The organism is Paenibacillus glycanilyticus, from assembly GCF_023715145.1.
Classification (GTDB): domain Bacteria; phylum Bacillota; class Bacilli; order Paenibacillales; family Paenibacillaceae; genus Pristimantibacillus; species Pristimantibacillus glycanilyticus_A.
In genome coordinates, this window is sequence record NZ_JAMBNP010000004.1 from 167,161 (window position 1) to 191,906 (window position 24,746).

Below are 24,746 nucleotides of genomic sequence, written 5' to 3' on the forward strand. Positions count from 1 at the left end.
ACTATTAGGCAGAAACCGCCCTGTTTCCAGGCGGCCAAGAAGTATTTAGAATAATTGATTCAGCAATTGTTTCAATAACGTTTGATTCTCAGGTGTAAGCTTACCGCCGATATGCTCGGCAATGGTTTGTTCGTATACAGGCCATACTGCGGTAATCAGCTCATCGCCTTCCGCGGTTAAACGAACAAGAATTCTTCTTCTGTTAGCGGGGTCGAAATCTCTTTGGATCCTTCCCGCCTTCTCCAAGGCATTTAATAAATTGCTTATGTTTGCCCTTGTCACGGAGAGGTCATCGCTGAGCTCGGACGGGAGCATGGGCCTGCCGCCTTGCTTAAGGGCCACCAATAAGCACCAACGGCCAAGCGTTAAATCGAATCCCCCCAGCTTCTCCTCCAGCTTCTGAACCAAATGGTGACTGGTTTTGTAAATCGTGAGAAACACATCAATCGGAAGAATCGCTTGTTTGAACGGATCCCATTTCTCTATACGTATAACCTCCTTAATGATTAACTGATTAACTGTTTGCGAATTAACAATACTGCGTTATAAACAAAAAGTCAAGCTGACAGATCCATTCTGAACTCCTCCCTCCGTAAATGCTATTCGTTCTAGCCGAGAATCGTATAAATAGATAACGTGACGTCAATACTTGGAACACCTTTGCTAGGAAATGGAGAACTCGGAATGCAGGCAGCAATTGAAAAGATCACCGGTAAGCAATTGAGCTTGTTATTATTTACTTTTATTATTTCAACGAACTTATTGACGGTTCCCTCCTTTATGGTCATGTTCGCTAAGCAAGATGCATGGATATCCGCCCTGCTTGCCGCTGTCACGGGACTTGTTAGTATCTGGACCATGATTACGCTTGCGAATCGTTATCCCGGGCAGACGATTATTGAGTACAGCTCAGCAATTCTCGGGAAATGGTTAGGGAGTTTAGTTGCGGTCAATTACATTTATTATTGGCTTATTTCGATATCGACGATTACGATGCAGCATACGGGGTTTATTAATACGCTTCTGCTGCCCAAAAGCCCTACCATCGTGACGAGTCTGACCTTCTTGATCCTATGCGGAATAGCTGCCAGTCTCGGAATTGAGGTCATTGCCAGAAGCAGCGAGTTTCTTACGCTCCTCCTGCTCGTTTGTTTTGTTCCTCTATTAATTCTGTCGATTATGGAAGCTAATGCCAATCAAATCAAGCCCATTCTAGATGATGGAATATATCCGGTTTTGCAAGGAGCTCTCAGCCCAGCGGGCGGATTTATGAATCAGCTCTTTATTTTGGGCTGGCTCTTGCCCTACCTGAACCAGCCTGGCAAAGCCCGCAAAGCTTCGATGATTGCGCTTATTGGCATCACTTTTCTAACGGTCAGCATTGTGATGCTTACGATAATGATTTTTGGACCGTTGACGAGCAAATTAACCTACTCCTTCTTAAGCGTTGTCCAATATATCGGGATCGAGGGGTCTTTAGAGCGATTGGAGGCCATAGCCGTTTCTACGTGGGTAATCGGCTGCTTCGTAAAAGTTGCGGTGTCCGTGTTTATTCTGAGTCTGTGCGTAAGCCAGCTTTTCGGAATTCGGAACTATCGGGATCTTGTACCGCCGCTCACTCTGCTATCCCTTGTTGGATCGGTATGGATTTTCAAGAATAGCGCGGAGCTGCTCCATTATCTTGCCTTTACGTTTCCGCTATTGGCATTTTTTAATCACACTTTTATCCCCTTTTTGCTTTTGGTGATAGATTCGATAAAGAGAAAAACCAAACGCTCATTGCTTTAACAAATATTTCCCAACGGGTTCGAGAAGGATTTGCATGACAAGAACAAAGCTAGGCAGTCGAACCCGCCCAATCAACAAAGAACCGATCAGCAAGGAGATAACCAAAATCCCGCTGATCACCATCGCTTCTTTATTTTTTTGATTACCTAGCAAGGATCGTATTCGAAAAGTAATCCAAAGGACCACAATGAGCACATAGCCCATGATGTACGCGATCATTTCAAAATCTCCTCTGCATTTAACTGTAATGGAGGGCCTGCCATCCCCGCGCCTCCGATTGTCAGCTTCACGTCTACGGTAACCTCCGCCTCGGCAAATTTCTGGTCCCACTCTTTTTGTACGGCCTTCCATTCAGTCGGCTTATTTCTGTATAGCTCTCGCCCTAAACCGATCGCATCCGCTTTGAATTGCTTTTGAAGCTTGAGTATAGCATTATGTATTTGCTTCTCGGCAGACTTCTCCAAGGCATGCTGTACCAGAGTCAGATTCTTCGGCACGCTTACATCCAGGTCGGTATTGTTTTCTATAAGTGTCCCTTTCCCATGCAAGATGATCTTAAAGTGAATTCGATCCCCGCGTAGATCTGACTTGATCATGCGGCTAGCGCGAACGACAACCATTCCGACGTTGCCTATGCCTTCCGGCAATTCGGCATTGATTCTTCCATCCTTCATGTGACTGTTTGCCCAATTCAGTCCATCCGCCTCAAAACCATCCAATAGACCAACTAATTTTAAATCCTTAAATACGGCAGCCCCCGACAATTTGAACATATTGGTCTTGTTGCTTGGATTGCTTCCTTCCGATACTGCCTCAATCACCCCCATCATCGGATAGACGCCCGGGCTTGAAGCGGCGAGGAAAAAATCCCGCAAGGAAGTAGCGATTTCGGCCCGTTGAATTTCCATTTCTTTAACGGCTTCCATCGGTACCTGGTCAAAGGGATAGCGCGTCTGCAAAACCTCTTGGGCTTCTCCTCCTTTTACAACCATGATATATGTCTTTAATCGTTGACGAGGATCATGCGAGAATACGTCCAGCACATCGTTTATCCCGTGCCGGCCCAGCGATTCGCCGATAAGGATGACGCTGCGATGGGCGGTAAACAGCTTGCGGGAGTTCTTCTTCTGAATCTTTTCAAATGCTTCGTTTGCATTCTTCCCCGTAGCGGACAAGACGAAAAACTTTTGCTGCGGTTCTCCCGTTCCTCCACCATCCGAAGAGGTTGGAACGGCAAATTGCAGGGACAACAGATATTCGCCTTTCTCCGTCAAATCAAACGCCGTACCCGTGATGAACGCAAGATCGTTGATTTCCGTACGGTCCCAACAACCGCTGGTCAAGAGGATGGAGAGGATTAAGCAGATGCGCAGGAATGGTTTCATGTCAGTTCCTTTCTCTGTCCTCCCGGAAAGGACTCGGTTTCTGCCCTGCCGGTACCCTGACCGAATCGGAAGTTCCCGCTGCCCCGGGACGTTTACCTCTAGCCCAGACGGGCACGCGTATCAGGACATCCTTCAGACTTGTAACCGTAACGGGGCCAAGCGGCGTTAGATAGGGGACCCCAAATGACCGCAAAGAGGCAACGTGCAGCACGATGCACAGAAATCCAAGCACGATGCCGTAAAGACCTAGTGTACCCGCCAAAAATAAAATGGGAAAACGCAGCAGCCTAACGCCGCTTGCAAAGCTGTACCGCGGAATCGCAAACGTGGCAATACCGGTTATCGACACGATAATGACGACCGGGGCGGATATAATTCCAGCCTGTACGGCTGCCTGCCCGATGACCAAAGCCCCTACGATACTGATCGCTTGACCGATTTGCTTCGGCAGTCGTATTCCCGCCTCGCGAAGCGCTTCAAAGACAATTTCCATCGACAGCGCTTCGAACAAAGCAGGGAAAGGAACGGCTTCCCTGGAAGACGCAATACTCAGGACCAGATTTGTCGGAATCATCTCCTGATGGAAAGTCGTCACCGCCACGTATAAGGAAGGCGCGAAAATAGCGATAAAGAGGAACAAGAATCTGATCCAGCGCACGAATGTTGCGATGGGCCAGCGAACATAATAATCTTCGCTCGCTTGAAGTCCTGTCCAGAACGTCATGGGAACAATTAATGCAATAGGGCTATTATCAACAAGTATGGCGATTTTTCCTTCTAACAGCTCTCCGGTTACGACATCCGGCCGCTCCGTGTTATGCACTTGCGGAAATGGAGAATAAGGCAAATCCTCGATGAATTCCTCGATGTAGCCAGAGTCCAGGATAGCGTCTATACGAATTCGTTTTACTCTTTCACGGACTTCATCGATTAGAGCTTCGGATGCAATTCCGGTAATATAAGTCAGCACAACTTGGGTTTGAGACAAACTGCCAATCGTAACGGCTTCCGTCTTGAGACGCGATGTTTTGAGTCTGCCGCGCAGCAGGCCTACGTTCGTTGAGAGACTTTCGATGAATCCGTCCCTGGGGCCGCGAATGACAGGTTCAGAGGAGGGCTCTTCAAGGCTGCGCTGTTTGATGCCGTTTGCCTTAACCAATACAGCTTTGTTATCTGAGCCCGTTAGAATGGCAGCATGGCCATCCAACAGCTGACGAACGATCTCATTGACGTTGGATGAACGTTTCGTCGAGCCTGCGGAGATAACGGAATTGTCCAGCGCTTCCGCATCGTATTGTTCATTCTCCGCCTCTTTGTCGATTCCATTAACAAGCATCGGATGCAGAATATGATCGTCGATTATCTCTTCATTAACGAGACTAGCAATAAAAATAACCAGCTGCCGCTCTTGTCCGGCAAGACTGATTTTACGGAAATTGATATCGAAGCAGTTTTTGAAGATGTCCCGGAAAGTCCTCTCGTTCTGGTTCAGATCCATGGTTAACTCCACATTCTCGTCATCCTCTGAATGCAGCTTTTCAGGTAAAGAAGTATGCCGGGGTTCTGCTCGCAACCATTTCCTAAACCGCTTCACAAGAATACCCTCCCTCCAGCTCGATGGTCATATTTTCCCAAATTTTGCCCAAAATTATACGACCCGGGAGAAGCCTCGGATTAAACGGCTGACATTAAAAAGGAGCCCCGTTAAACGGGACTCCCTTATTTTTAAGTTTAGTTTTTATAGAGCGGTTGGTCTAACCATAATCTCACTGATCAAGGTATCATCAGGTTCATTAATCGCAAACGCTATAGCTCTGGCAATGCTGTAAGGCGAAATTCCCAGATCCCCGATTTGGCTGGCAAGCGCCTTTACTTCCGGACTGGTAATACTGTCGAAGAGCTCCGTCTTCGTCAGACCTGGCGCAATGACGGTGGATCGAATGCCTGATGCCGCTGACTCTTCGAGTCGCAGTCCTTCCGAAATGGCTCTCACCGCGAACTTGGTGGCCGCATAGACGGCTGACGTTGCGGATACTTGATAGCCGGACGTGGAGGACAAGTTAATGATATGACCCGACTTTTGCTCGCGCATGACGGGTAATACCGCCGCGATCCCGTGCAGAACACCTTTGATGTTCACGTCAATCATTTGATTCCACTCTTCGACTCTTAACTCGTTAAGTCTGGAGCTTGGCATAACTCCCGCATTATTTACTAATACATCGATGCGGCCGTACGCGCTTAACGCGAACTCGGCCAATCTTTTCATGTCCTCGGGAGAAACGACGTCTGCTTTCACGGACACGGCTTCGCCGCCGCTTTGTTTAATGTCATTAACAATCGCGTGAAGACGTTCCTCTCTTCTTGCAGCCAATACAACCTTCGCACCATGTTGGGCGAGCAGCTTCGCTGCAGCCTCCCCTATTCCGCTGGATGCTCCCGTAATGACGACAACTTTATTTTTTATATTTTCCATTGCTCATGGCCCCTTTGTAAGATCATTTTTTCCAAGTAGTCTAATTGTTGTGAATGAACGCGTGTTGAATATTTAACGGCCGTTGATTAACATTATAGACAGGAGCCCTGATTACTCAATGGTTGATTGATGCGTATTTGTTAGATATACAACATCATCCTCCGAATTGTTGAATATCTGAAGGAGGTAAGAACGAGTTGGACACGCTAGTTAAGACGGATCGTCGCATTCTCCGAACCAAGCAATCCATTAAAAAGTCGTTTCTGGAGCTTTTCTCGGAAAAGCATTTTGAACAAATAACGATAAACGAAATAGCAGATCGCGCAAATGTTAACCGCGGCACTATTTATCTGCATTACACGGATAAGTACGATTTATTGGATAAATGCATTGAGGATCACATCAATGAACTAATTTCCTTATGCGAGAAACGTGAGTCTGCCACGATCAGCTCTGAGCCCGTATTTCATTATTTTCGCGATCATTACCCGTTTTTCTCCGCGATGTTCTCCAATGAAAGAGTCTTGCTGTTCCGGGACCGGATGATTAATTTCTTCTCCGTCAATATGATGGCCAAAATGGAGAGCACGGATGAGAATATCGACAAAGAGTTAAAAGCCCAGTTCCTGGCTTCGGCCTTCATCGGCGTTGTGGAATGGTGGATCCGCCGCCAAATGCCTCACTCTATACAATTTATGGCAGACCAGGTTCGAAATTTATTTGAAAAGAATCATGTATAGTCAAACAAAAAAGCCGCGTTTACGCGGCTTTTACAATTACAATCCTAAATTTTCGATCCGGTTAAGGAAGCTTGTTATATCGTTAATCGTTTGTATAATTTGGGAATTCTGAAGCTGGTCCAGTACCAGGTGGCCACTTGCCAATGCTTGATCGATCTCCTGCAGCAGCACCTGATTTTTCTCGACGATTTGTTGATGCAGATCCTTCGCCAGTGCAGGGGCATCGATGATATTGAACTGGACAATATCCTCTTTCAAAGCAATCAATCGATCCTCAAGCTGCTGCTTGATTTCCGGATTGGTTGCGGCATCTTGGATCATTTGAGGGGCTTGCTCCGCAAAGTCGGACAATTTGTTGATGTGATCGGTAGCCTGGTCCGCATATTGTAATGACTGATTAGCGCTATCCAAGAATGAACACGCGCTTAACATCATGGTTGAAAGAACGACTAAGAGTATCATCAATTTCCTCATCTTATTTCCTCTTCCTTCCTATTTAATTGTTGGTTTGTATGTTGTACGGTATTAACGTAAAAGGGTTTCATGAATCCCGCCGCTTCATGCAAATAGCCTCATAGTGCGGAGACCGCGCTTTGAGGCTGTTTGATTTGAAGCCTTATTTCAGAACATTCGCCAATACGTCATCGATGATTTGACCGTTTGCAATCGCTCCGGTATACAACCAGCTGCTGCTGTTGTCGAAATCATACACTTGTCCGGCTTTAACCGCAGGAATACCTGCCCAGATCGGATCCTTTAACAACTCTTCCTTCGATACGCCTTTTGTGTTCACGATAAACAAATAGTCGGCATCAAGCTCTGCCAGCTTCTCCAAAGAGAGCGTGCTCCAGTTCGACTTGGAAGCAGCGGACAATTCCTGTACTACCGCCGGCACCGTGAACCCGAGGTCTTTATATAACACGTCGCCGCTCGAGAGATTCTGATTGACGACGTATACGCTCTTTGCCGTTACCCATAGAGCGGCCGCAGACTTCGTACCCACCGATTGCTGAAGCATCTCCTTGGCTTCCTTCGCCTTTTGATCGTAATCCGCCAGCGCCTTCTCCGGCAATGATTCCGATGCCTTGTACAAAATCATATAATAAGCGAATAGCTCCTCCGCCGCGACAATGTCCAGCGTACTGCCCTTTACGCCGTGGAGCAGCTGAAACGACTTTGTAATATAAGGCTTGCCGTCAAGCTCTATGAAGGCATTGCCGCGGTAAGCTAACAGAAAGCTGTTCGCCGGAAGACGATAATTTTGAAGCGGCTTCTGCGGGCCCATGCTTACGTGACGAACATCCAATATTGTATAAGCAGCGTTATACCACGCACTTATTAGTTCTGTTATTTGCTGTTGTTGATCCATTGCCCTCTCCTCTTGCCTATCCTTCTATCACTTAACTTTGCGAAGCTTCTCAGATGATTGAAACACGCGAATATATGTAATTCGATATCTCGTTAATCGTTCCTGCCATAACAGCAAAAAAACGGCGAGCCATTGGCTGCTGCCGTTTATTCGCATAGATTAGCCGGTTATCTTCTTACGCGCGTCCCATCCAACAGGAAACCGGTGCTGTTCACGATTACTTCCTGCTGCTCGAACAGCCCTTCGGCAATGGATGTCACATATGCGTTCGAATCCGCGATCTTAACCGGTGTCTCTACGGCATAGTAGGCGTTTCCGAGCGGTCCTTCCCTGCCCTCCAGCGTAAACACAAAAGCGCCACGCTCGTCGTGATGAACGGCTTCATTTGGAACCGTCACGGTCTGCTCCTCGCTGGTTTTTGCGATCTTCACTTCCACACGATCTCCTCCCTTTAAGTTATCGTCTTTAAGAGAAATAGTCACGCTGCTTGGCAGCGAAGATGTATTGTTCGAATCGTCACCAGCGTTTGCAGGCATAATTCCCTCGCCTCCGGATTCCCCGTCATCTATGGATACAATCGTCCCGGATAGCTGCCGATTGGACTTATCGGAAAGCGTAATTTGATCCAAGACTTCACCAATCTCAAGCAAGCCTGCGACGTCTCCCGGTACTTGCAGCCGAATTTCGTTGCCTTTCGCAGAATTGGCTAACACAAGCTCCGGCCCTAAGCCCGGAGCTGTGCCAGCTGAAGCATTAACCTGGATCACGACGCCAGTGAAAGGCGCCGAGACCGATTGTCCTTCAGTCATGCTCTTCTGGAGGCTTAGAATATGCTGCTTCTGCGATGCTATATCAAGCTTGGCCGATTCTATCGCAATCTTCGCTTCCGCTAATGCACTCTCGCTGCCTTCCGTTACGGCCGCAATATAATTTGCCTGCAGCTGGTCCATGGATAGCTGCTGCTTCTTCAGATTCGTCTGCATATCATCGAGCTGCAGCTTCCATTCGCTATCGTCATATTCGATCAGTTTCTGGCCGGCGGAGACCTTGTCTCCCTGCTTAACGAGCACCTTTTTCACCTTCCAGCCCGCCGGGTTTGCGATATCCAATGTTTGACCCGGCTGCACCGTCGCACTGCCTTCGTACTCATGCGCAACGGAGCCCTTTGACGCAGGCTGCGTGTAGACTTTCGGCAGCGACATGCTCCGAAGCGTATTGCCAGCCAGCGTGCATATGACAAGCAGAGCCAGAAACAGTCCAGCAAATATGCGCAGCTTCCGTTTACTGAACCCCGACTTCTGTTCTTCCATTACCATCATCACTCCTGAGTTTATCCTTTAATCCCCGAATGCTGTATACCTTCCACGAAGTAAGACTCCGCATATAGGAAGAGCAGCACCATGGGAGCCATATACAGCGAGGAGGCGGCAAAGCCGACTCCCCTTGCCGACTGATTGATTTGCGCCAAATAGAGCGACAGAGGCTGCTTGACCGAATCCTGCAAGAATATAAGCGGCTGCTCGATCATGTTCCAGTAATCGACGAACAGCAATACTGCCAGCGCTGCGAGTCCTGGCTTGGCCAGCGGCAGGACGACGCGCCAGAATATAGTCAATTGGCCCGCCCCGTCGATTTTGGCGGCCTCGGTGAGCGCGTACGGAATATGGGCCATGAACTGGCGCATCATAAACACGCCGAAGGCCCCGAATATGCCGGGGAGTATTATGGCCGACGAGTGGTTCATAAGACCAAGCTTATCGATGACCAGGTAGTTTGGAACCAGCGTAACCTGAAATGGCATGAGCATCGTCATCAGATAAACAAAAAACAGCTTATCCCGTCCGGGAAAACGAAGCTTTGCAAAAGCATAGGCGGCTAGGGAGCCGACAACGATCTGACCCACAACAATAGGTCCTACAAGGCCGACGGAGTTCCAGAACATGCTCAGAAACTTAGGGCTCAGAATCAACACCTGCGCATATTGTTGAATGGTCAGCCAGTCCGGCAGAAGCTTGAGGTTAACGAACGCATCCTTGCCGCCGTCTGCCGTGTCTACCATTTTCCCAATCAGGTCGTAGTTTTGGCTGATCTCTGCTTCCGACATTAGAGAGCTTACAAGAGTGAGCCCGATCGGAAACAGCATGGCAGCAGCAAATATGGCAAACAACATCGACAGCGCCAGCCCAGTCAGGCTTGGGCGGTTATTCATCGTCTATTCCTCCTTTCTCTACTCCGAATTTTCCCTGAACCGGCGTTCAGCTCGGAGCAGTCCTGAGGTTAGCATCACGATGCAGCCGACCATAAGGGTAGCGGCGGCCGTCAGCTTCTGCACGTCCAGCTCGAAGAACATGTTGTTCATGTAATGCTGCAGCATATACAGCCGGTCATACGGATAATCCCCGGCCAGCAGGTACGTTTCCCTGAACACCTTAAACGAATTGATAATCGATATGAGCAGCACAAAGAACAGGGTTGGCGTCAAATAGATAACGGTAATATGACGAAACTGGCGGAATCGGCCAGCTCCCTCAAGAGATGCCGTCTCATAATAATCCTTCGGAATCGATTGAAGACCGGCCAGCAGCAGGATCATGTCATAACCAATATTCTTCCATACATACATGACAACAACGATACTCATGGACCAATTGGATTGCATCCAATCCACGCGGGCCATTCCTAATTCATGCAGCCATGCGTTTAAGGTCCCGTTCCAGTCGAAGAAAACTTGCCAGACCGTCACAACGGAAGCGACAGGGACGACGAGCGGCAGCATAAATGAGGTCCGCAGCCAGCTTCGCAGATAGAGCGAGCGGTTGAGCAGGATCGCAAGCGTCATCGACAGGATGATTAGCAGCGGCACGCCGACCGCCGTGAACAGCATCGTATTGCCAGCCGCCTTGCGGAACGAAGCGCTATGCAACAAATCCGCATAATTGCGGAAGCCGACTAATTGTCCGCCGATCGCACCGTCTGTAAACGATTGGTAGAAGCCAAGAACAAAAGGGATGAGATAAAACACGGAGAAGCCGATAAGGCTAGGCGCAAGGAACAGCCCGGCCACAGCCCCGTCGCGGCTCATCCGCCGTAACCGTCTGCTATTCATTTAAGACCGTCATCGCTTTGTTTTGAATCAGCTTTCCGACGTCTTCCGCAGATTTCTGACCGGCGAAGAAAGCTGCGGTATTAGCTGAAATAATATCAAGCACTTTGCCGGAACGATTCTTCTTGCGGGAAGCAGCCTCCGCAAAGCCTTCGAGCAAGTCCAGCTTGGCGTTGTCCACTTTGAAAGGCGTACTGTGCTGCGAGCCGATGGTTGGCGGCGTAATGGAGCCTTTCTCCTTCAATTGCTGGATGGCATTCGCGAAGCGTTCCTTGTTGATGGGAAGGCCGATCGTTGTGTGATCCATCATATATTTCAAGAAATCCCAAGCCGCGTCTTTCACTTTGGAATTGGCGTTAATTCCGATATCCGAACGCGTCTCGAAAGAAGTGCCCGCTGCTTCTTCATCCGCGTGCGGCTTCACATAAAAAGTAGTGTCGTCGCCAAACACGTTTAACGTAGTTAAATAATCCTCGGGAGACAAAATGGATACGTTTGTAAAATAACCCCGTTCAGTAGATCCAACAATGCCATCGTCGTACATCCCCTTTATTTGCTTAAGCAAGCCCGTAAAGTCTGCTGAATCGAAGCTCGCCTTCCGATTGGTTTCGTCGACAAATCTGCTGTAATTGTCGGCAACGACGCTGCGGACGAAATAATCGGAACCGCCTACTAGCATGCCTTCCCCGCTGACGATAGCCGCGTTATATTTCCCCTTTGCCGCCACAAGCTCCCTTCCCGCCTTCATGAAATCATCCCAGGTCCATGTCCGATCGTCGAATGTAACGCCTGTTGCTGCTATTGCAGCTTCGTCGCCAACCATGCCGCCCAAGCTGAAGGAAAGCGGAAGGCTGAAGGGGCCATTAGCAGACCCTTCGCCGCCAAGCACATTAGCGAAGTAGTCTGTCCTCCGGAAGGATTTATCTCCGTCCATTCTTGTCCCTAAATTCTCCAGCAGATGATGCCTTTCGTAATCGTCAGCGGCCAAATATCGTAGGTCAAGGAGGTCAGGCCCTTTGCCGGAAAGCATAGCCGCGTTCGTGGATGTCGTAAACTTCTCGATATCGGCATCCGTCTGCTCTCTGCTGCTATCGTTGTTGTACGGCTCGCTCAGCCCGTATTCAAGCTTGATCGTAACGTCCGGGTGTGCCGCCTCATAAGCTTTTGCAGCTTGTTCGTACTGCTCATCCGGCCAGAAGACCGAGAAGACTATCGTCTTGTGGCCACCGGAATCCGCAGCGGCATTTGTGGTTGCCGAAGCTTCGTCTCCATCGGTTGGGTTCCCCAAATTCTTAATTGCGGTATCGCTTTCGCTTGCGCCTTTATTACTGCTGCAAGCGGCAAGAGTTAATACGACAAGTGCAACGGAGAGCAAAATTAATCCCATTTTTTTCATCTCTTTCATCTCGTTTCGTTGTTATTCGTTGAGATAAGTCATGGCTTTGTTCTGTACCAGGTTGGCAACAGCTTCCGCCGTCTTCTGACCTGCGAAGTACGCTTTCGACTCTGTGATGATCAATTCGCGCATCTTGTCGGATTTGTTATCCTGGGCAGGATGTACGGCTCCGTTAACATAGGTGTCGAGTCCGCTTAGCATCCCGCCGTCCGCTTGAATCATCGAACCATGAAGCGGTCCTTCTTCTGCGGATTTAAATGCGCCTTGCTTCTTCAGCTCTCCGATTTGAATGGCGTAAGCCGCTTTGTTAACCGGGAAGCCCGTCGTTGTTGCCGCAGACTGAATGTCTTGAGAGAGCATAAACTTGATGAAATCCCATGCTTCCGGCTTTACTTTGGAATTCTCGCTAATTGCGACACTTCTATAAGTCTTGAAGTACCCGCCTGCCGCCGTGTCTTGCGCATGCGGCTTCGCGTACAGCTTCATGTGATCGCCGTCTTCCTTGGCGAACATCTTCATCTGCAGACCGGCAACCTGCATCGATTCCAAATAATCCTTCGGCGAATTAATCTGAACGCTCTGGAAGTAAGCGTTAGCGCCCCTGCCTATCTTGGAGACGAGTCCTTCATCAAACATTCCTTTCACTTGCTTCATGAGGCCCGTAAAGGATGCGGAATCGAAATGCGCCTTGCGGCCGTCCGGCTCGACAAACAGGGAATAGTTATCGCTAACCATCTCCCCTAGTAAGTATTCGGGGCCTTCATAAGACAATACGGACGGCAAGCCGCCGGTTGCTGTCATTGACTTCGCCGTCTTGGTGAAATCAGCCCATGACCACGATTGGTCATCAACCTTCACTCCCGTCTTGCCAATAGCGCCCTCATCCCCGGCAAAGCCCATCAGGAAGAAGGAGAGCGGCATGGAATAAAGAGAATCGCCAGCGCGGACGTTATCGATGACATTCATGAAGTAATCAGCCTTCTTGAAGCTATTGTCTTGGGCCATCATTGGACTCAGATCAGTCAAGAGGCCATGCTTCATGTAGCTGTCAACCGGGAGCATATCCATCTCGAGCAGGTCGGGGCCTTTGCCCGCCAGCATCGCCGCGTTTGTGGTCGTTACGTACTTTTCCATATCCGCCTCCAGCGTGGCATCCGTGTAATCTACGTTTTCCAGCTTGATCTCAACGTCCGGATGGAGCGCCTCGTATTCTTTTTTAGCTTCCTCATATTTGGGATCTTGCCAGAAGGTTGAGAAGACGATTGTCTTCTTGCTGCCGTCATGCGATGCATTCCCGTCGCTTGAAGCAGCGGGAGAAGCTCCCGTACCTTCACCAGTCTCGCTCCCGGAGCTCCCCGCGTTTCCGTTTGTCAACCCTCCCCCAGTGCATGCGGTTAATGCCAAAGCAAGCAGGCAGCCCGCTATAAGACCTTTGCTGTATTTTTTCATAGACATATTCTCCTTTGTTATCGAGTGCTAATTCTTTGCCCTCTTGTAACGAGCTCTGCCCACATTATAAAAAAGAGATATCTCCAAACCTACATCGTCTTGTGTACAAAATGTCTCCGAATTTCGAAAAAAAAGCGGCAGATTAGACGAAACTTCGTCCAACCTGCCGCTTTGCATGACGTTCATGCTATCGTTCGTGTAGTGCTCTATGATCTAAACTGTATGACAAAGGTCTGTAACCTATCCTGGCCAGCCACCGGTGCCGGAGAAATTTCCTGTGCCACCGCGGCAGATGGATTGCTTTTGTCGACCAGAAGCGAGCCGCCCTTCAGACTCCACTTCATTTGAGACGGGACAATTCCCTGGTACACGACCGTCTGATATAACACGTTGTTGCCCTGCAGCTTGCCGACATGGATCGCCTGCGTATTTGTTTGCGTATACGCGATCACTTTCCGGTCTGGGGATAAGCTGAAGCTGCCCACCTTCTCCAGCAGAACGGACAATTCGCCGTTACGAGCGTCATACTGGAACAATGTACCGTCGGCACCAAGGAACATGAACCTGGAGGCATCCACCCAGTTACTGATGGCCATCCCCGACGGATGGTCATATTGAACGGAGAAGCTGCCGTCCTCGTTGCGCTTGGCCATCGTGACCAGCTTCCCGTCATCGACCAGTATGCGGTTCCCGTCGTCTGACAATACAACGGTGGCACTGTTGTTATCGGTAGAATAATTAATAAGAGGATGCAGCTTAGCCTTCCCATCTACCGTATCGTAGATGACAATGTCTAGCTGCCCACGGCCGTCGCCTGCGACGAGATAGGAGATATACCGGCTATTGTTTGACCATTGTATGGTGCGCGAAAGCATCTTTCGCTGTATATCTGCAGGAGCTGCAATTTGTTTGATTTGATTCCCCTGCACTGGAACCAGGGTCATAGATATACCATCCCCGGATTCGGATAGTCCGGCAATCCTCTTCCCGTCGGGGGACAAGCCAAGCAGCCTTATATCGATATTTGCTGTGCTTGCAATTAGCTTGGGCTTCTCATACGGCGGTGCAAGCAACTGCAGGCCGTTAGGAGCTGCAGTTGCCGTCACATTAGCCTTGAAATGGCCGACGACCGCCTCCCCGTTTGTCCAGCCAAGCACCTGCATCTCTTCGGCTGACGATACCGGCAATGGATAAATCGTTTTCACCTCAAACGCTTGTCCAACGCTCGCTTCGCTTGCAGGCTGTTGTCCCTCCGTCTCCGGAATCACGAAGGTTTCGGAATGAGAATCGCCCATGCAGCCAGCCGTTATGGATAGAAGCAGGACCGACATCATGGTGAAGGTGAGCAGCTTTATTGGTTTCACTCTGGTATGCATGATTAAACGCTCCCCTCCTTTCCGGCTGCGGGAAGCTCAACGTACACGATTGTCCGACCCTCGTCGCTAACCATTCGGATTGTGCCGTTATGGTCGTCAACGATCGATTTGACGATGCTCAGACCAAGCCCAACGCTGCCTTCTTCCTTAAACGTTCTGTCTCCGGAATAGAAAGGTTCGAACACGCTTGCTACCTGGTCTGGGGACAACGTCTGACCCGGATTGCCGAATGTGAAGCTTATCTTCTCTTCCTTCAAGCTTGCGGCAACCTGAATTTTCGCCATTGGTGCACTGTATTTGATTGCATTGTCCAGCAGATTAATAAACAACTGACGCAGCCTGTCCGATTGGCCGAAAACAACAAGTCCGTCGTCTGCCTCCAAGTCGATTCGTTTCTTGTAACGCTTGGCGCGGATCTCCATCGCATCGCATACGTCCCGCAGGAGCGCGCCAGCATCTACTGGGACGGCTTCGTCCAATATGGCTGTTCGGCGCGACACTTCAAGCAAGTTCAGCACCATGCCGTGTAGACGGCGGCTTTCCTCAACGATATGCGTCATTCCTTTGTCGAAGAAAACGCGGTCGGCTTCTCCGCTCTCCCTAATGATCTCGGCATAACCAAGAATGGACGTGAGCGGCGTCTTCAGCTCATGCGTCACGTTGTCGAAGAACCTTTTCTCCTGCTCGATTACGTCTTTAAGTCTGTCACGGTCGCGGCCAATCGTGGCGATCTGACTGTCGATCCGGCCAATCATATCGTTAAAGTTCTCTGCGAGCCGCCCGATTTCGTCCTTGCGGTGGAACTTCAGGCGCACATCCAAATTCCCCCGAATGACCTCCGTGGAGGCATGCGTGAGCTTAACGAGCGGGATCGTGATATGTCGGGACAGCATGTACGAGAACAGAAACGCAGCCAAGAATATCGCGAGCGCGATATAGAAAATGATGTTGAGAATTCTCCCGGTCTGTTCATAGAGGGCCGAGAAATCTTTGGCGAACCGAAGGATGCCGACCTTTACCCCGTCAATAACCACGGGATAGGAATAGAGCACGGAGCCGGTGCTGCCTTCATAGGTAATGGTATAGGCCGTTTTTCCTCCTAGCGATAGCTTCAGATCCTCCGTCGAACGTCCAGCAAACTTTGACTCGTCGGATGAATACAGCAAAATGCCGTCAACGGTATAGGCACTGACGTCGCTTGAAGTGGCGCGGTGAAGATCGCTGACCATTTCCTCGGCCATTTGACCGAAATACAGGTCGTTATTTGTAAAATGATTAATAAGAAAGGCTTGATGGACATAGACGTTGCTGTTATTTTTAAGCTCCACGAGGTCAGAGGTAATAATACTCCGGTTGCTGCTTCGGATATATTCTTTCAACGTGATATTCAGCACAAGGAAAGAAAGGCAAAAAATCAGGAAAAAGCCGATAACGAATTTTGCCCGTAACGTGCGAAGCATAGGTCAGTCCGTCCTTTTCTCAATCTTGTATCCGATACCGAATACGGTTGTTATCCATTCAGCCGCATCAAGCTTCTTGCGCAGTCGCTGAATGTGCGTATCCACTGTCCGCATGTCGCCGGGGAAATCGTAGCCCCAGACGGACTGGAGCAGCTCGGCGCGCGTGAAAATTTTGCCACGAGCGCCAAGCAGCGCCATTAGCAGATCGAATTCTTTCGGCGTCAGCTCAACCGTCGCGCCATCTTTCGTTACAAGGCGCTCCTCCGGGGAGATGACGATGTTGCGGAAGCTGATTACCGAAGGTCCAGCATCCTCTGCAACTGGCAGAGCTTGGGCTTGTGCCAGCCGTCTCAGAATGGTGCGAATCCGAACCACGACCTCCCTAAGATCAAATGGCTTTGTAATATAATCATCCGCTCCGACCTCGAGCCCGAGGATTTTGTCCGTAATATCCGATCTTGCCGTAAGCATGAGAATAGGCAGATTGTATTGGGCAGTCACCTGCTTGCAGATATCGAGTCCGCTTCGGTCCGGCAGCATCCAGTCCAGCACCAGCAGATCAGGCTGGAACTGCCGCACCTCCCGAAGTCCGTCCGCCCCGTTAGCCGCCGTCCGTGTCTCAAAGCCTTCGCGTCCCAGACCATAAGCCAGCAGATCAGCGATAGCCTCCTCATCCTCGATGATAAGTATTTTTGTCTTGTCCATTATGAAGCTCCAATCTATTTGCGTTTGTGCCTTTCAAGCTTAACGCTCAGTTGTTGCGAGGATGTCTAGAAGATGTGTACGAATTGTCGAGAAGATGTCAACAAATTGTCTCCAAACCCATCATTTAATGACGTTAACTATAAATCACGTTAACTGCCCCATTCGCTTTAGCAAATGACTTAACGGCCTTCTTCACATTTTTGCGCAGCTGGGCGGATACTTTCATTTCCGGTTCAAATTGCAGCAGTTCTACCTTTAATACATTCTCTTTCCGGTCAAGCCTCGGATCCATTCTGCCGATCAAACGGTCTCCAGCCAGAATGGGCATCGCGTAATAGCCGTACTTCCTCTTATCCGCAGGTGTGTAGATTTCCCAGCGATATTCGAAATCGAATAAATCTTCAAGCCGTTTACGGCTCCATAGCAAATTATCCAGCGGCGGCAAGAAAGTAATCTCGTCGGGTTCAGCCTCTATACGGCTATCTTGCCATTCGTCAGCCGCATGATGATGCGCCAATACTCGTTCCGCGTCCGAGGCTAACACATAATAAGAATGCTTAAGGCCTTCGACTTTAACCTCAGTGACAATGCCGCATTGAATGAACTGCTGGATCGCATCCCGTCGCTGTGCGGCACTCAGACGCAGCCAGCCAAACCGGGAGTCCGATGGTTCGAAGACGCGGTACGCGCGGAAATATTTAAGCAGCATGAGCCGCTCCGCTTCTTCCCTATCCAATTCACCCGCTGTCTCGAGCAGCTCTGCCGGTACGCTGCGGCTGGTTAAATCAAACAGCCTCTGATTGCCCTCTCTCCCAACAATTCGAATATGGGCGGCATCGGTCAATAGATTAATTGCGTGTGAAGTCGCTTTTGTTTTCGCTTTCGCATTTGTATTTTCCCAATAGCCGTGTACCCTCGCCTCCGATTCGAAAGCTCTTGCCGGCAGGGGTCCTTCATCCCTCAGCTTGTCCATAACCTGCTCCGGTACCGGCTGCAACGCTTCAAGTGCAGATGAGACATGTTCGCGGATTCGCAGCCGGGTTGGCTCAAAGATCGGATAATGCTCCATCGGAATGATGCACGCGGCATTAGCGAAATACTCGAACACGCGATGATCGCTGAGCAAATCATTCAGCATGCTTGGTTCGTAGCTTGCCATGCGGGCGGACATCACCAAATGCTGATTGGCCCGAACGGCAGCCACCGGATCGATTTGCAAGCATTCCAGCAGGCGTATGACATCGAGCACTTGCTCCTTGCCTGCCTCAGCGTTGATGCGCGGTTGCAGCAGCAGCTGCGTTTCCAATAAGAAGCGCCGAAGCGCCCGTTTCGTCGTGTGAATCATGGTTCCGTCTCCCCTCAATCCGTATGATAGATGTTAACTTGGGAATACTTGGTGATATTCGATTTTTACAGAAGGAGACCACGAATGGAGTCCGCAGAAAAAATATCGGGAATGCAATTATGCTTATTGGTTTTTTCCTTTATCGCTCCTACCGTCATTCTAGTCATTCCGGGGTTAATGTCAAACATCTCCAAGCAGGATGCGTGGATTACGATATTTCCCTCTACGCTAATTGGAGCAATAAATATTTGGATGATGATTCAGTTGTCGAAGCGTTACCCGGGAATGACGATTATCCAGTACGGCTCCGAGATCTTAGGCAAATGGCTGGGGAAAATATTAGGCTTTTATCTGATTTATGTATGGTTGAATTTCGATTTCATTATCTTGAATCAGCATATCCAGTTTATTAATACGGTTTTCCTTATGAATACTCCTTCTATCATGATTAGTCTAACGCTTGCGATCTTGTGTTGCGTTGCCGTCTATATGGGAATTGAAGCGATTGCCAGGTGCAATCAGTACCTTGCCATCCTTAATTTCATTCTCCTCATCCCTCTTCTGATTCTCATGCTTGCAGAATCGGACCCGGAGAGACTCCGTCCGGTAATGGGCAATGGCCTTTTTCCTGTCCTGCAGGCAACCGTGTTCCCTGTTGCTTATATCACGCAATTTTTTGTATTGGGATGGCTTCTTCCCTTTTTGAATCAACCCAAGAAAGCGGCAAGGGCCTCATACACATCTTTGTTGATTATCTCGGGTCTTCTCTTTATTACGCTCTTGCCTCTTATCATGGTCTTTGGTCCGTTAACGGAGAAGCTGGTATTTCCCGTGTTAAGCGTCATTCAGTACATTGGCATAAAAGGAAGTTTTGAGAGGCTGGAAGCTTTTGCGGTAGCGATATGGGTGATGGGCTGCTTTATCAAAATATCGATTACGATCTTTATTATTTGCCTGAGTATCGGACAATTGTTCAACATAAAGAACTATAAGGATTTGGTTATTCCCATAACGATTTTGTCGGTTATTGGATCCGTAACGGTATTTAAAAATTACTCGACGGACTTGGGGAGTTATCTGAACTATACCTATCCAAGCTATGCCTTTTTTACGCACTTCGCCCTCCCCCTTGTCCTTCTCCTCCTTGATTCGGTCAAGAGGGGCTGGAAGAAATCGGTGCATTAGCTTTATTGCCGCAAAATCATTTTCCCGACAGGCTCAAATACGATTCTTAGCAGAGTAGTTGAGCTTGGCAATGGAATATGCGCGATGAATAACGAGCCGGCGATCATTGTTATTCCCATTAAACAGCTGTATGTAACAGCTGCAGAACGCTGATTGGGAGATGAAAATTTCTGCACTTGATAAATAGACCAGCCGAGCATCACGGCTATGAAGCCTATTAATTGTAGAACGATCATTATTGCATCTCCTATTTTCGTATTTCGAGAGTAGAGTGCACCATACCGGCTCCATTTATCGTTAGATTCACTTGAACCGATGTCGTTACCTCCTGATATTGGGTATCCCATTGACCTTTTATCCTATTCCACATCGCCGGGTTATTCTTATAGATTTCTTGGCCAAAGCCTACGCAATCCGACTTGTATTTCTTCTGAAGCTTTAGCAATAGCTGCTCTACTTGCTGTTTAATGGTATCTTCCATTCCTTGCTTTATAATTTTCAATTGGTTTGGATTATTGATATCGAGAGTAGTGTTATTCTCTTCTATCATCCCTTTCCCCTCCAGCAGAATCTTGAAGCGCACAGTATCATCGTCGATTATTGTCTTTATCGTGCTGCTTGCTTGATTCAATATCAATCCGATTTCACCGTAATCCTTGGGCATATTCGCCGTAACTCGACCGAACCTCAGCTTATTCATGAGCCACACCAGCCGCAAAGTTTCTTTCTCGTCCAGCATCCCGGTCAGCTTAAGATCTCCATCAAAAACACCGGTGCCCGCAGACTGGAATAATTGCTCTTGCGATTCTTTTAGCCGATCTCCGAGTTCCACTGCTCCTAGTGCCGCATGTTTCCCTTCGCTTTGATTAATAATGTAGAAATCGCGCAAGGTGACGGTTACATCATCTCCCGACTTTTGCATTTCGTTCACCACTTCGATTGGCACTTGCTTTAACGGATATTTTAATTCCAGAATATCCTTGGCATCTCCTCCTTTTACCAGCACGAGATAGGTCTTTAAGCGGTTTCTCGGATCATGGGTAAAGACATCGAGCAGTGCTTCCTGAATGCCTTGCCTAGCCAGACGTTCACTTATAAACACAACGCTGCGATGAGAGAAGAATAATTTGCGCGAGCTTTTTTTCTGCAGAGCTTGATGAAGCTCCGTCCCGCTTGTCCCCGTTGCGGATATCACATAAAAGGTTCCTTTATGCCCGCCTCCCCCTCCGCTGCTTCCTCCTTCTTTCGATCCTGGAACGGCTAGTTGCAGCGTACAATATAATTTCCCATCGTCTGTTAGATCTATTGCGGTACCCGTCACAAACGCAAGATCATTAATCTCCATGCGATCCCAACAGCCGCTCATGGTGATGACAACAAGAAGCAGCAGCACGCATTTTAACGTTCTCATCTATTCCCCCCCTCCTGATCAGGCGTTGTCTTAAAAAGGAGTTTCAATCTGATCGGGACTCTGATGAAAACATCCTTAAAGGCAGACATCTTAAGCGGCGATACCGGCGAAAAATAAAGTGTCCCGAAGGAACGAAGCGAAGTGACATGCAGCATGATGCCCAGGAAGCCTAGAACAATGCCATACAAGCCTAGAGTTCCCGCCAAGAACAACACGGGAAAACGAAGCAGGCGGATCCCGTTTCTTAAGCTGTATCTCGGTGTCGTAAACGTAGAAATCCCGGTGATCGATACGATTATGACGACCGGAGCGGAGATCAAACCGGCTTGCACCGCTGCCTGCCCGATGACAAGGCCTCCAACGATCCCGATCGTCGGGCCGATCTGTTTGGGTATGCGAATCCCGGCTTCCACCAGTGCCTCAAAGATAACCTCCATTAATAAAGCTTCAACCATCGCGGGAAAAGGAACCGCTTCCCTTGAACCGGCAATGCTCAGCACCAGATTAGTTGGAATCATCTCTTGATGGAAGGTCGTAATCGCTACATAAAGCGCAGGCGCAAAGATGGCAAAATGGACGAAGAGGAATCGAATCCACCGGACAAACGTAGCAATTGGCCAACGAATATAGAAATCTTCGCTTGACTGCATGCCTGACCAGAAGGTCATCGGAACAATAAGGACATAAGGGCTCGTATCAACCAGAATGGCTACTTTTCCTTCAAGCAATTCAGCTGCTACTACATCCGGACGTTCGGTGCTATGGACTTGGGGAAATGGAGAATAAGGCTGATCTTCTATAAACTCCTCGATATATCCGGAGTCGAGTATCCCGTCGACCTGAATCGACTGCAATCTTGCTCTGACCTGGTCAACGACCTTATCGTCAACGATACCCTTCAGGTAGGTAATAACGACTTGAGTCTGGGAGTATTCACCGATAACCATGCATTCTGTCTTGAATTTGGAGGTTTTGAGTCTGGCGCGTATCAGACCCAGATTGGTTGACAGCTGCTCGATAAAGCCTTCCTTGGGACCGCGTATAACGGGCTCGGAGGACGGTTCTTCAATGCTTCTTTTGGATAGGCCGGGAATGCATACGGTCATTACTTCGCTGCATCCCTCCGTAAGAATGACCGCATGTCCTTGAAATAATTTTGCGATGGTTTCGGATACATTGTCGGAGCTGGTCATTGTACCAATGGAGACCAGTTCATTGGCAGCTTCTCCGCCTTCACTCTTTTGCAGCGGCTTCAATATATATTCCTCAAGCGTCTTTTTATCGATCAGGCTATCTATGTAAACAACGAGCCACTGCAAGTTAGAGTGGATGTCTATCCTGCGGTATACCACATCATAGCAATCCACAAACGCCTCTTTGAAATAGGCTTCGTTTTGCTCGATATCCGCCGTGAATAACAAGTCTTTGTCTTCCTGCAGCAGCGTGCTTTTCGATTTAAGAATGTGATTAAATTTGTGATTCGTTATTCCTTTCCTGAACCTCCTCATCAAATCTCCTCCTGATCGGCCGATTAAGGCTGTAGAATCCCATTCCCATAGTATGGATAGCGAGTTTCAAATTATACGGCCAGCCGCGCTCGCCAAAAAGCACGAAAAGCCCGGAGATTGACTGTTGTACTGAGTCAACCCCAGGCTCTTTGGTTAAGACAAGGCGAAAAGTGCTTCTTCCGCAATCCTATGAAACTTGCCCGGATCCCGAAAGCTTCTGGCGAGCAATTGCCCGCCTTGGAATGAGGCAAGGATTTGATGCGCGCGTAAATGGGAAGCCCCCTCAAAATGCAAATCCCCTTCACGGCGCCCTTCATCAAGCACGCGTTCCAGCCAGGTAAGATTAGCTTCGAAAAACCGAGCTAACCCTTCCCTCATTTTCTCGGGCAAAGTAGCCACGTCGCTGGCGAGCATAACGCTTAGACAGGTACAAAAATCTTGAACAGGTTCGCTATATAGCAAGGTATACTTGCGCAGCTTTTCCTTCGAATTCTTCGTTACGGAATCAAGATGAGCCGTTGCTGCAACAAAACGTTGGAGATAACGCACAATCAGCGCTTCACCCAAATCCTCCTTATTGGGGAAATGATAATGAATGCTTGCCGTTTTTACCCCTACTTTATCTGCAATATGCGCATAGCTGAATCCGTTAAAGCCGAATTCCTGAACTAAGGACTGAGCAATATCCAGTATCGTTTCTGACGTATTTTTCGATTTTGTCATATCGTTAATCTGCCTTTTAGTAGAATGTTATTCATGATCTCGCAAGCTCCAGCCGCTGTCGGTCAGTTCGGCCGATACCAAGCGGCAGACTTACGGCGCCTAAGAAGACGATGAAGGCTGCGCCAATCAACGCGGTCAGGTAACCGCCGTTGCCCGAGATCAGATGGCCCGCAATTAGCGGACCGATTATTTGACCAAGACCAAAGAACGTAGTCAATAAACCGATTATTCTGCGGTTGTTCGTCGGATACAAATCCTTGGCATAAGCAACAAACAGCATGGTGATTCCCATAAAGGTTGCTCCAAATAGTATAGCGCCTGCGAAAATCGAGGCTTCTGAATGAAAGAGTACGGGAATCCCAATACCGATGGATTGCAAAAGCATCGCAACGGTCAAAGTCCATTTCTTTCCCCACCGGGAGGCAAGCATCGACCAAATGATACAAGACGGCGCAGCAGCGATCCCAACCAGCATCCAGCTGAGCGACGCCATATTCGGTATGCTCGACACCGTCTTGGCGTACGCTACGAGATAAGTTCCCGTCACGATGTAGCCCAAGCCCTCAAGGCCATAGGCAATCGTCAAACAGATTAGAATTCGTCGTACGGCAGGAGATGTTTGGTGAGGAGAAGTTATAGCCGTCTTCGCGCCGGAATGTCTGCCGCCTAACGAGTACCAGGCTGCCAGGCCCAAGATCAGACTGATCAGACCAAGTCCTTTCCAAATGTCGCTCCATCCACCATTTTGTGCGAGAAGCGGTACCGAAACGCCGGTCAGAAGAATGCCGCCGCCTACCCCTCCGTAGAATAGTCCTGCCTGTTTCGCCGATAATCGGTCCATGATCATGCTGGAGGCGATAACAAACACGGCCGCGCTTGCCAGACCGGATAAAAACCGCAGCAATAACCATGCTTCGAGACCATGGAATTCCCCCATTCCCCAGGTCGTCGCAATATTTATGATTAACCCCGCGAACAGCAGAATGGAACGGTTATTCACTTGGACTAGCGTAAGAATAAACGCGCCGATTAAATAGCCCAAATAATTGCTTGAAGCCAGATAACCCGCTCCTGCCGCGGAGAACAAATGATGTTCCATCATAATGGGCAGAATCGGAGTGAAAGCGAACCTCCCTATCCCCATCGCGACCATCATGGCCGCTATGCCGCCAAGGAGAACAATTAAGGTGTTTTTTCTCATATGCTTCCTCGTTTCTTTGGAGACTCTGTTCATTCCTTCGTAATTTTGTTATCATATATTAATGCAATAATGTTATTTAGATATCTTTTTTTTAGATATCAAGGTCAAACTTAAATCAACCGGAGG

The 24,746-nt window shown here is 48.8% G+C and carries 24 protein-coding genes; 3 read left to right on the forward strand and 21 right to left on the reverse strand.

All coding sequences use genetic code 11. The features are described 5' to 3' along the window. Positions 1–45 precede the first annotated feature (45 nt). Positions 46–441: a MarR family winged helix-turn-helix transcriptional regulator gene (locus tag M3194_RS13150; protein ID WP_251654533.1), complete on the reverse strand. Its 396-nt coding sequence runs from the start codon at positions 439–441 to the stop codon at positions 46–48. Positions 442–684: 243 nt separating this feature from the next. On the opposite strand from M3194_RS13150, the gene M3194_RS13155 reads away from it, so the two are divergent. Next, complete coding sequence (locus M3194_RS13155; RefSeq protein WP_251654534.1) at positions 685–1,788, forward strand: GerAB/ArcD/ProY family transporter; 1,104 nt, start codon at positions 685–687, stop codon at positions 1,786–1,788. Here the strand turns inward: M3194_RS13155 and M3194_RS13160 are convergent. From M3194_RS13160 to M3194_RS13175, 4 genes are all read right to left on the reverse strand, one after another. Then, positions 1,777–2,007, reverse strand: coding sequence for a hypothetical protein (locus M3194_RS13160; RefSeq protein WP_251654535.1), 231 nt, complete (start codon positions 2,005–2,007; stop codon positions 1,777–1,779). The two genes, M3194_RS13155 and M3194_RS13160, sit on opposite strands and share 12 nt — an antisense overlap. After that, a complete protein-coding gene (locus tag M3194_RS13165; RefSeq protein ID WP_251654536.1) occupies positions 2,004–3,173 on the reverse strand; it encodes a Ger(x)C family spore germination protein in 1,170 nt (389 codons plus the stop codon). Before M3194_RS13165 ends, M3194_RS13160 begins: the two co-directional genes overlap by 4 nt. Position 3,174: 1 nt before the next feature. After that, positions 3,175–4,683 (reverse strand): spore germination protein, encoded by a 1,509-nt coding sequence (locus M3194_RS13170; RefSeq protein ID WP_251654537.1) that lies wholly within the window; start codon positions 4,681–4,683, stop codon positions 3,175–3,177. A gap of 228 nt (positions 4,684–4,911) precedes the next feature. Further along, complete coding sequence (locus M3194_RS13175) at positions 4,912–5,649, reverse strand: SDR family oxidoreductase (protein ID WP_251654538.1); 738 nt, start codon at positions 5,647–5,649, stop codon at positions 4,912–4,914. 197 nt (positions 5,650–5,846) lie between these two features. Between M3194_RS13175 and M3194_RS13180 the strand changes: the two genes are divergently transcribed. Further along, a complete protein-coding gene (locus M3194_RS13180) occupies positions 5,847–6,389 on the forward strand; it encodes a TetR/AcrR family transcriptional regulator (protein ID WP_251654539.1) in 543 nt (180 codons plus the stop codon). 36 nt (positions 6,390–6,425) lie between these two features. Here the strand turns inward: M3194_RS13180 and M3194_RS13185 are convergent, their stop codons facing one another. The 11 genes from M3194_RS13185 to M3194_RS13235 form a co-directional block, all read right to left on the reverse strand. Next, positions 6,426–6,863 (reverse strand): DUF6376 family protein, encoded by a 438-nt coding sequence (locus tag M3194_RS13185; RefSeq protein WP_251654540.1) that lies wholly within the window; start codon positions 6,861–6,863, stop codon positions 6,426–6,428. Between the two features lie 142 nt (positions 6,864–7,005). Then, entirely contained in the window at positions 7,006–7,758 is a 753-nt protein-coding gene (locus M3194_RS13190; protein WP_251654541.1) for an ABC transporter substrate-binding protein, read from the reverse strand. 167 nt (positions 7,759–7,925) lie between these two features. Then, positions 7,926–9,068, reverse strand: coding sequence for an efflux RND transporter periplasmic adaptor subunit (locus M3194_RS13195; RefSeq protein ID WP_251654542.1), 1,143 nt, complete (start codon positions 9,066–9,068; stop codon positions 7,926–7,928). A 20-nt stretch (positions 9,069–9,088) separates the two neighbouring features. Then, a complete protein-coding gene (locus M3194_RS13200) occupies positions 9,089–9,967 on the reverse strand; it encodes a carbohydrate ABC transporter permease (RefSeq protein WP_251654543.1) in 879 nt (292 codons plus the stop codon). Between the two features lie 18 nt (positions 9,968–9,985). Further along, positions 9,986–10,864 carry a carbohydrate ABC transporter permease gene (locus tag M3194_RS13205; protein ID WP_251654544.1) on the reverse strand — a complete coding sequence of 293 codons (879 nt, stop codon included), beginning with the start codon at positions 10,862–10,864 and terminating at the stop codon, positions 9,986–9,988. After that, complete coding sequence (locus M3194_RS13210; protein WP_251654545.1) at positions 10,857–12,248, reverse strand: ABC transporter substrate-binding protein; 1,392 nt, start codon at positions 12,246–12,248, stop codon at positions 10,857–10,859. The genes M3194_RS13205 and M3194_RS13210 overlap by 8 nt, the downstream gene beginning before the upstream one ends. 30 nt (positions 12,249–12,278) lie before the next feature. Then, the gene (locus tag M3194_RS13215) at positions 12,279–13,706 is read right to left on the reverse strand and encodes an ABC transporter substrate-binding protein (protein WP_251654546.1); all 1,428 of its coding nucleotides are present in this window, start codon (positions 13,704–13,706) and stop codon (positions 12,279–12,281) included. Positions 13,707–13,912: 206 nt separating this feature from the next. After that, positions 13,913–15,082: a WD40 repeat domain-containing protein gene (locus M3194_RS13220; protein WP_251654547.1), complete on the reverse strand. Its 1,170-nt coding sequence runs from the start codon at positions 15,080–15,082 to the stop codon at positions 13,913–13,915. A gap of 2 nt (positions 15,083–15,084) precedes the next feature. After that, positions 15,085–16,542, reverse strand: a complete 1,458-nt coding sequence (locus M3194_RS13225; RefSeq protein ID WP_251654548.1) for a sensor histidine kinase — start codon at positions 16,540–16,542, stop codon at positions 15,085–15,087. Positions 16,543–16,545: 3 nt separating this feature from the next. Next, positions 16,546–17,247 (reverse strand): response regulator transcription factor, encoded by a 702-nt coding sequence (locus M3194_RS13230; protein ID WP_251654549.1) that lies wholly within the window; start codon positions 17,245–17,247, stop codon positions 16,546–16,548. Positions 17,248–17,380: 133 nt separating this feature from the next. Further along, positions 17,381–18,592 (reverse strand): winged helix-turn-helix domain-containing protein, encoded by a 1,212-nt coding sequence (locus M3194_RS13235; protein WP_251654550.1) that lies wholly within the window; start codon positions 18,590–18,592, stop codon positions 17,381–17,383. 84 nt (positions 18,593–18,676) lie between these two features. On the opposite strand from M3194_RS13235, the gene M3194_RS13240 reads away from it, so the two are divergent. Next, positions 18,677–19,777 (forward strand): GerAB/ArcD/ProY family transporter, encoded by a 1,101-nt coding sequence (locus tag M3194_RS13240; protein WP_251654551.1) that lies wholly within the window; start codon positions 18,677–18,679, stop codon positions 19,775–19,777. Between the two features lie 2 nt (positions 19,778–19,779). Here the strand turns inward: M3194_RS13240 and M3194_RS13245 are convergent, their stop codons facing one another. The 5 genes from M3194_RS13245 to M3194_RS13265 form a co-directional block, all read right to left on the reverse strand. Then, positions 19,780–20,013: a hypothetical protein gene (locus M3194_RS13245; protein ID WP_251654552.1), complete on the reverse strand. Its 234-nt coding sequence runs from the start codon at positions 20,011–20,013 to the stop codon at positions 19,780–19,782. 11 nt (positions 20,014–20,024) lie between these two features. Beyond that, the gene (locus M3194_RS13250; RefSeq protein WP_251654553.1) at positions 20,025–21,188 is read right to left on the reverse strand and encodes a Ger(x)C family spore germination protein; all 1,164 of its coding nucleotides are present in this window, start codon (positions 21,186–21,188) and stop codon (positions 20,025–20,027) included. After that, the gene (locus M3194_RS13255; protein WP_251654554.1) at positions 21,185–22,696 is read right to left on the reverse strand and encodes a spore germination protein; all 1,512 of its coding nucleotides are present in this window, start codon (positions 22,694–22,696) and stop codon (positions 21,185–21,187) included. Before M3194_RS13255 ends, M3194_RS13250 begins: the two co-directional genes overlap by 4 nt. A 153-nt stretch (positions 22,697–22,849) precedes the next feature. Further along, positions 22,850–23,419, reverse strand: a complete 570-nt coding sequence (locus tag M3194_RS13260) for a TetR/AcrR family transcriptional regulator (RefSeq protein ID WP_251654555.1) — start codon at positions 23,417–23,419, stop codon at positions 22,850–22,852. A 31-nt stretch (positions 23,420–23,450) separates the two neighbouring features. Beyond that, entirely contained in the window at positions 23,451–24,620 is a 1,170-nt protein-coding gene (locus M3194_RS13265) for a YbfB/YjiJ family MFS transporter (RefSeq protein WP_251654556.1), read from the reverse strand. Positions 24,621–24,746 lie beyond the last annotated feature (126 nt).

What these genes read in the sequence shown, in the direction of transcription:
- M3194_RS13155 (WP_251654534.1), top strand. Translation starts at nt 685, where the DNA reads ATGCAGGCAGCAATTGAAAAGATCACCGGTAAGCAATTGAGCTTGTTA.
- M3194_RS13160 (WP_251654535.1), bottom strand. Translation starts at nt 2,007, where the DNA reads ATGATCGCGTACATCATGGGCTATGTGCTCATTGTGGTCCTTTGGATT.
- M3194_RS13165 (WP_251654536.1), bottom strand. Translation starts at nt 3,173, where the DNA reads ATGAAACCATTCCTGCGCATCTGCTTAATCCTCTCCATCCTCTTGACC.
- M3194_RS13175 (WP_251654538.1), bottom strand. Translation starts at nt 5,649, where the DNA reads ATGGAAAATATAAAAAATAAAGTTGTCGTCATTACGGGAGCATCCAGC.
- M3194_RS13185 (WP_251654540.1), bottom strand. Translation starts at nt 6,863, where the DNA reads ATGAGGAAATTGATGATACTCTTAGTCGTTCTTTCAACCATGATGTTA.
- M3194_RS13190 (WP_251654541.1), bottom strand. Translation starts at nt 7,758, where the DNA reads ATGGATCAACAACAGCAAATAACAGAACTAATAAGTGCGTGGTATAAC.
- M3194_RS13195 (WP_251654542.1), bottom strand. Translation starts at nt 9,068, where the DNA reads ATGGAAGAACAGAAGTCGGGGTTCAGTAAACGGAAGCTGCGCATATTT.
- M3194_RS13200 (WP_251654543.1), bottom strand. Translation starts at nt 9,967, where the DNA reads ATGAATAACCGCCCAAGCCTGACTGGGCTGGCGCTGTCGATGTTGTTT.
- M3194_RS13205 (WP_251654544.1), bottom strand. Translation starts at nt 10,864, where the DNA reads ATGAATAGCAGACGGTTACGGCGGATGAGCCGCGACGGGGCTGTGGCC.
- M3194_RS13210 (WP_251654545.1), bottom strand. Translation starts at nt 12,248, where the DNA reads ATGGGATTAATTTTGCTCTCCGTTGCACTTGTCGTATTAACTCTTGCC.
- M3194_RS13215 (WP_251654546.1), bottom strand. Translation starts at nt 13,706, where the DNA reads ATGAAAAAATACAGCAAAGGTCTTATAGCGGGCTGCCTGCTTGCTTTG.
- M3194_RS13220 (WP_251654547.1), bottom strand. Translation starts at nt 15,082, where the DNA reads ATGCATACCAGAGTGAAACCAATAAAGCTGCTCACCTTCACCATGATG.
- M3194_RS13225 (WP_251654548.1), bottom strand. Translation starts at nt 16,542, where the DNA reads ATGCTTCGCACGTTACGGGCAAAATTCGTTATCGGCTTTTTCCTGATT.
- M3194_RS13230 (WP_251654549.1), bottom strand. Translation starts at nt 17,247, where the DNA reads ATGGACAAGACAAAAATACTTATCATCGAGGATGAGGAGGCTATCGCT.
- M3194_RS13235 (WP_251654550.1), bottom strand. Translation starts at nt 18,592, where the DNA reads ATGATTCACACGACGAAACGGGCGCTTCGGCGCTTCTTATTGGAAACG.
- M3194_RS13240 (WP_251654551.1), top strand. Translation starts at nt 18,677, where the DNA reads ATGGAGTCCGCAGAAAAAATATCGGGAATGCAATTATGCTTATTGGTT.
- M3194_RS13245 (WP_251654552.1), bottom strand. Translation starts at nt 20,013, where the DNA reads ATGATCGTTCTACAATTAATAGGCTTCATAGCCGTGATGCTCGGCTGG.
- M3194_RS13250 (WP_251654553.1), bottom strand. Translation starts at nt 21,188, where the DNA reads ATGAGAACGTTAAAATGCGTGCTGCTGCTTCTTGTTGTCATCACCATG.
- M3194_RS13255 (WP_251654554.1), bottom strand. Translation starts at nt 22,696, where the DNA reads ATGAGGAGGTTCAGGAAAGGAATAACGAATCACAAATTTAATCACATT.
- M3194_RS13260 (WP_251654555.1), bottom strand. Translation starts at nt 23,419, where the DNA reads ATGACAAAATCGAAAAATACGTCAGAAACGATACTGGATATTGCTCAG.
- M3194_RS13265 (WP_251654556.1), bottom strand. Translation starts at nt 24,620, where the DNA reads ATGAGAAAAAACACCTTAATTGTTCTCCTTGGCGGCATAGCGGCCATG.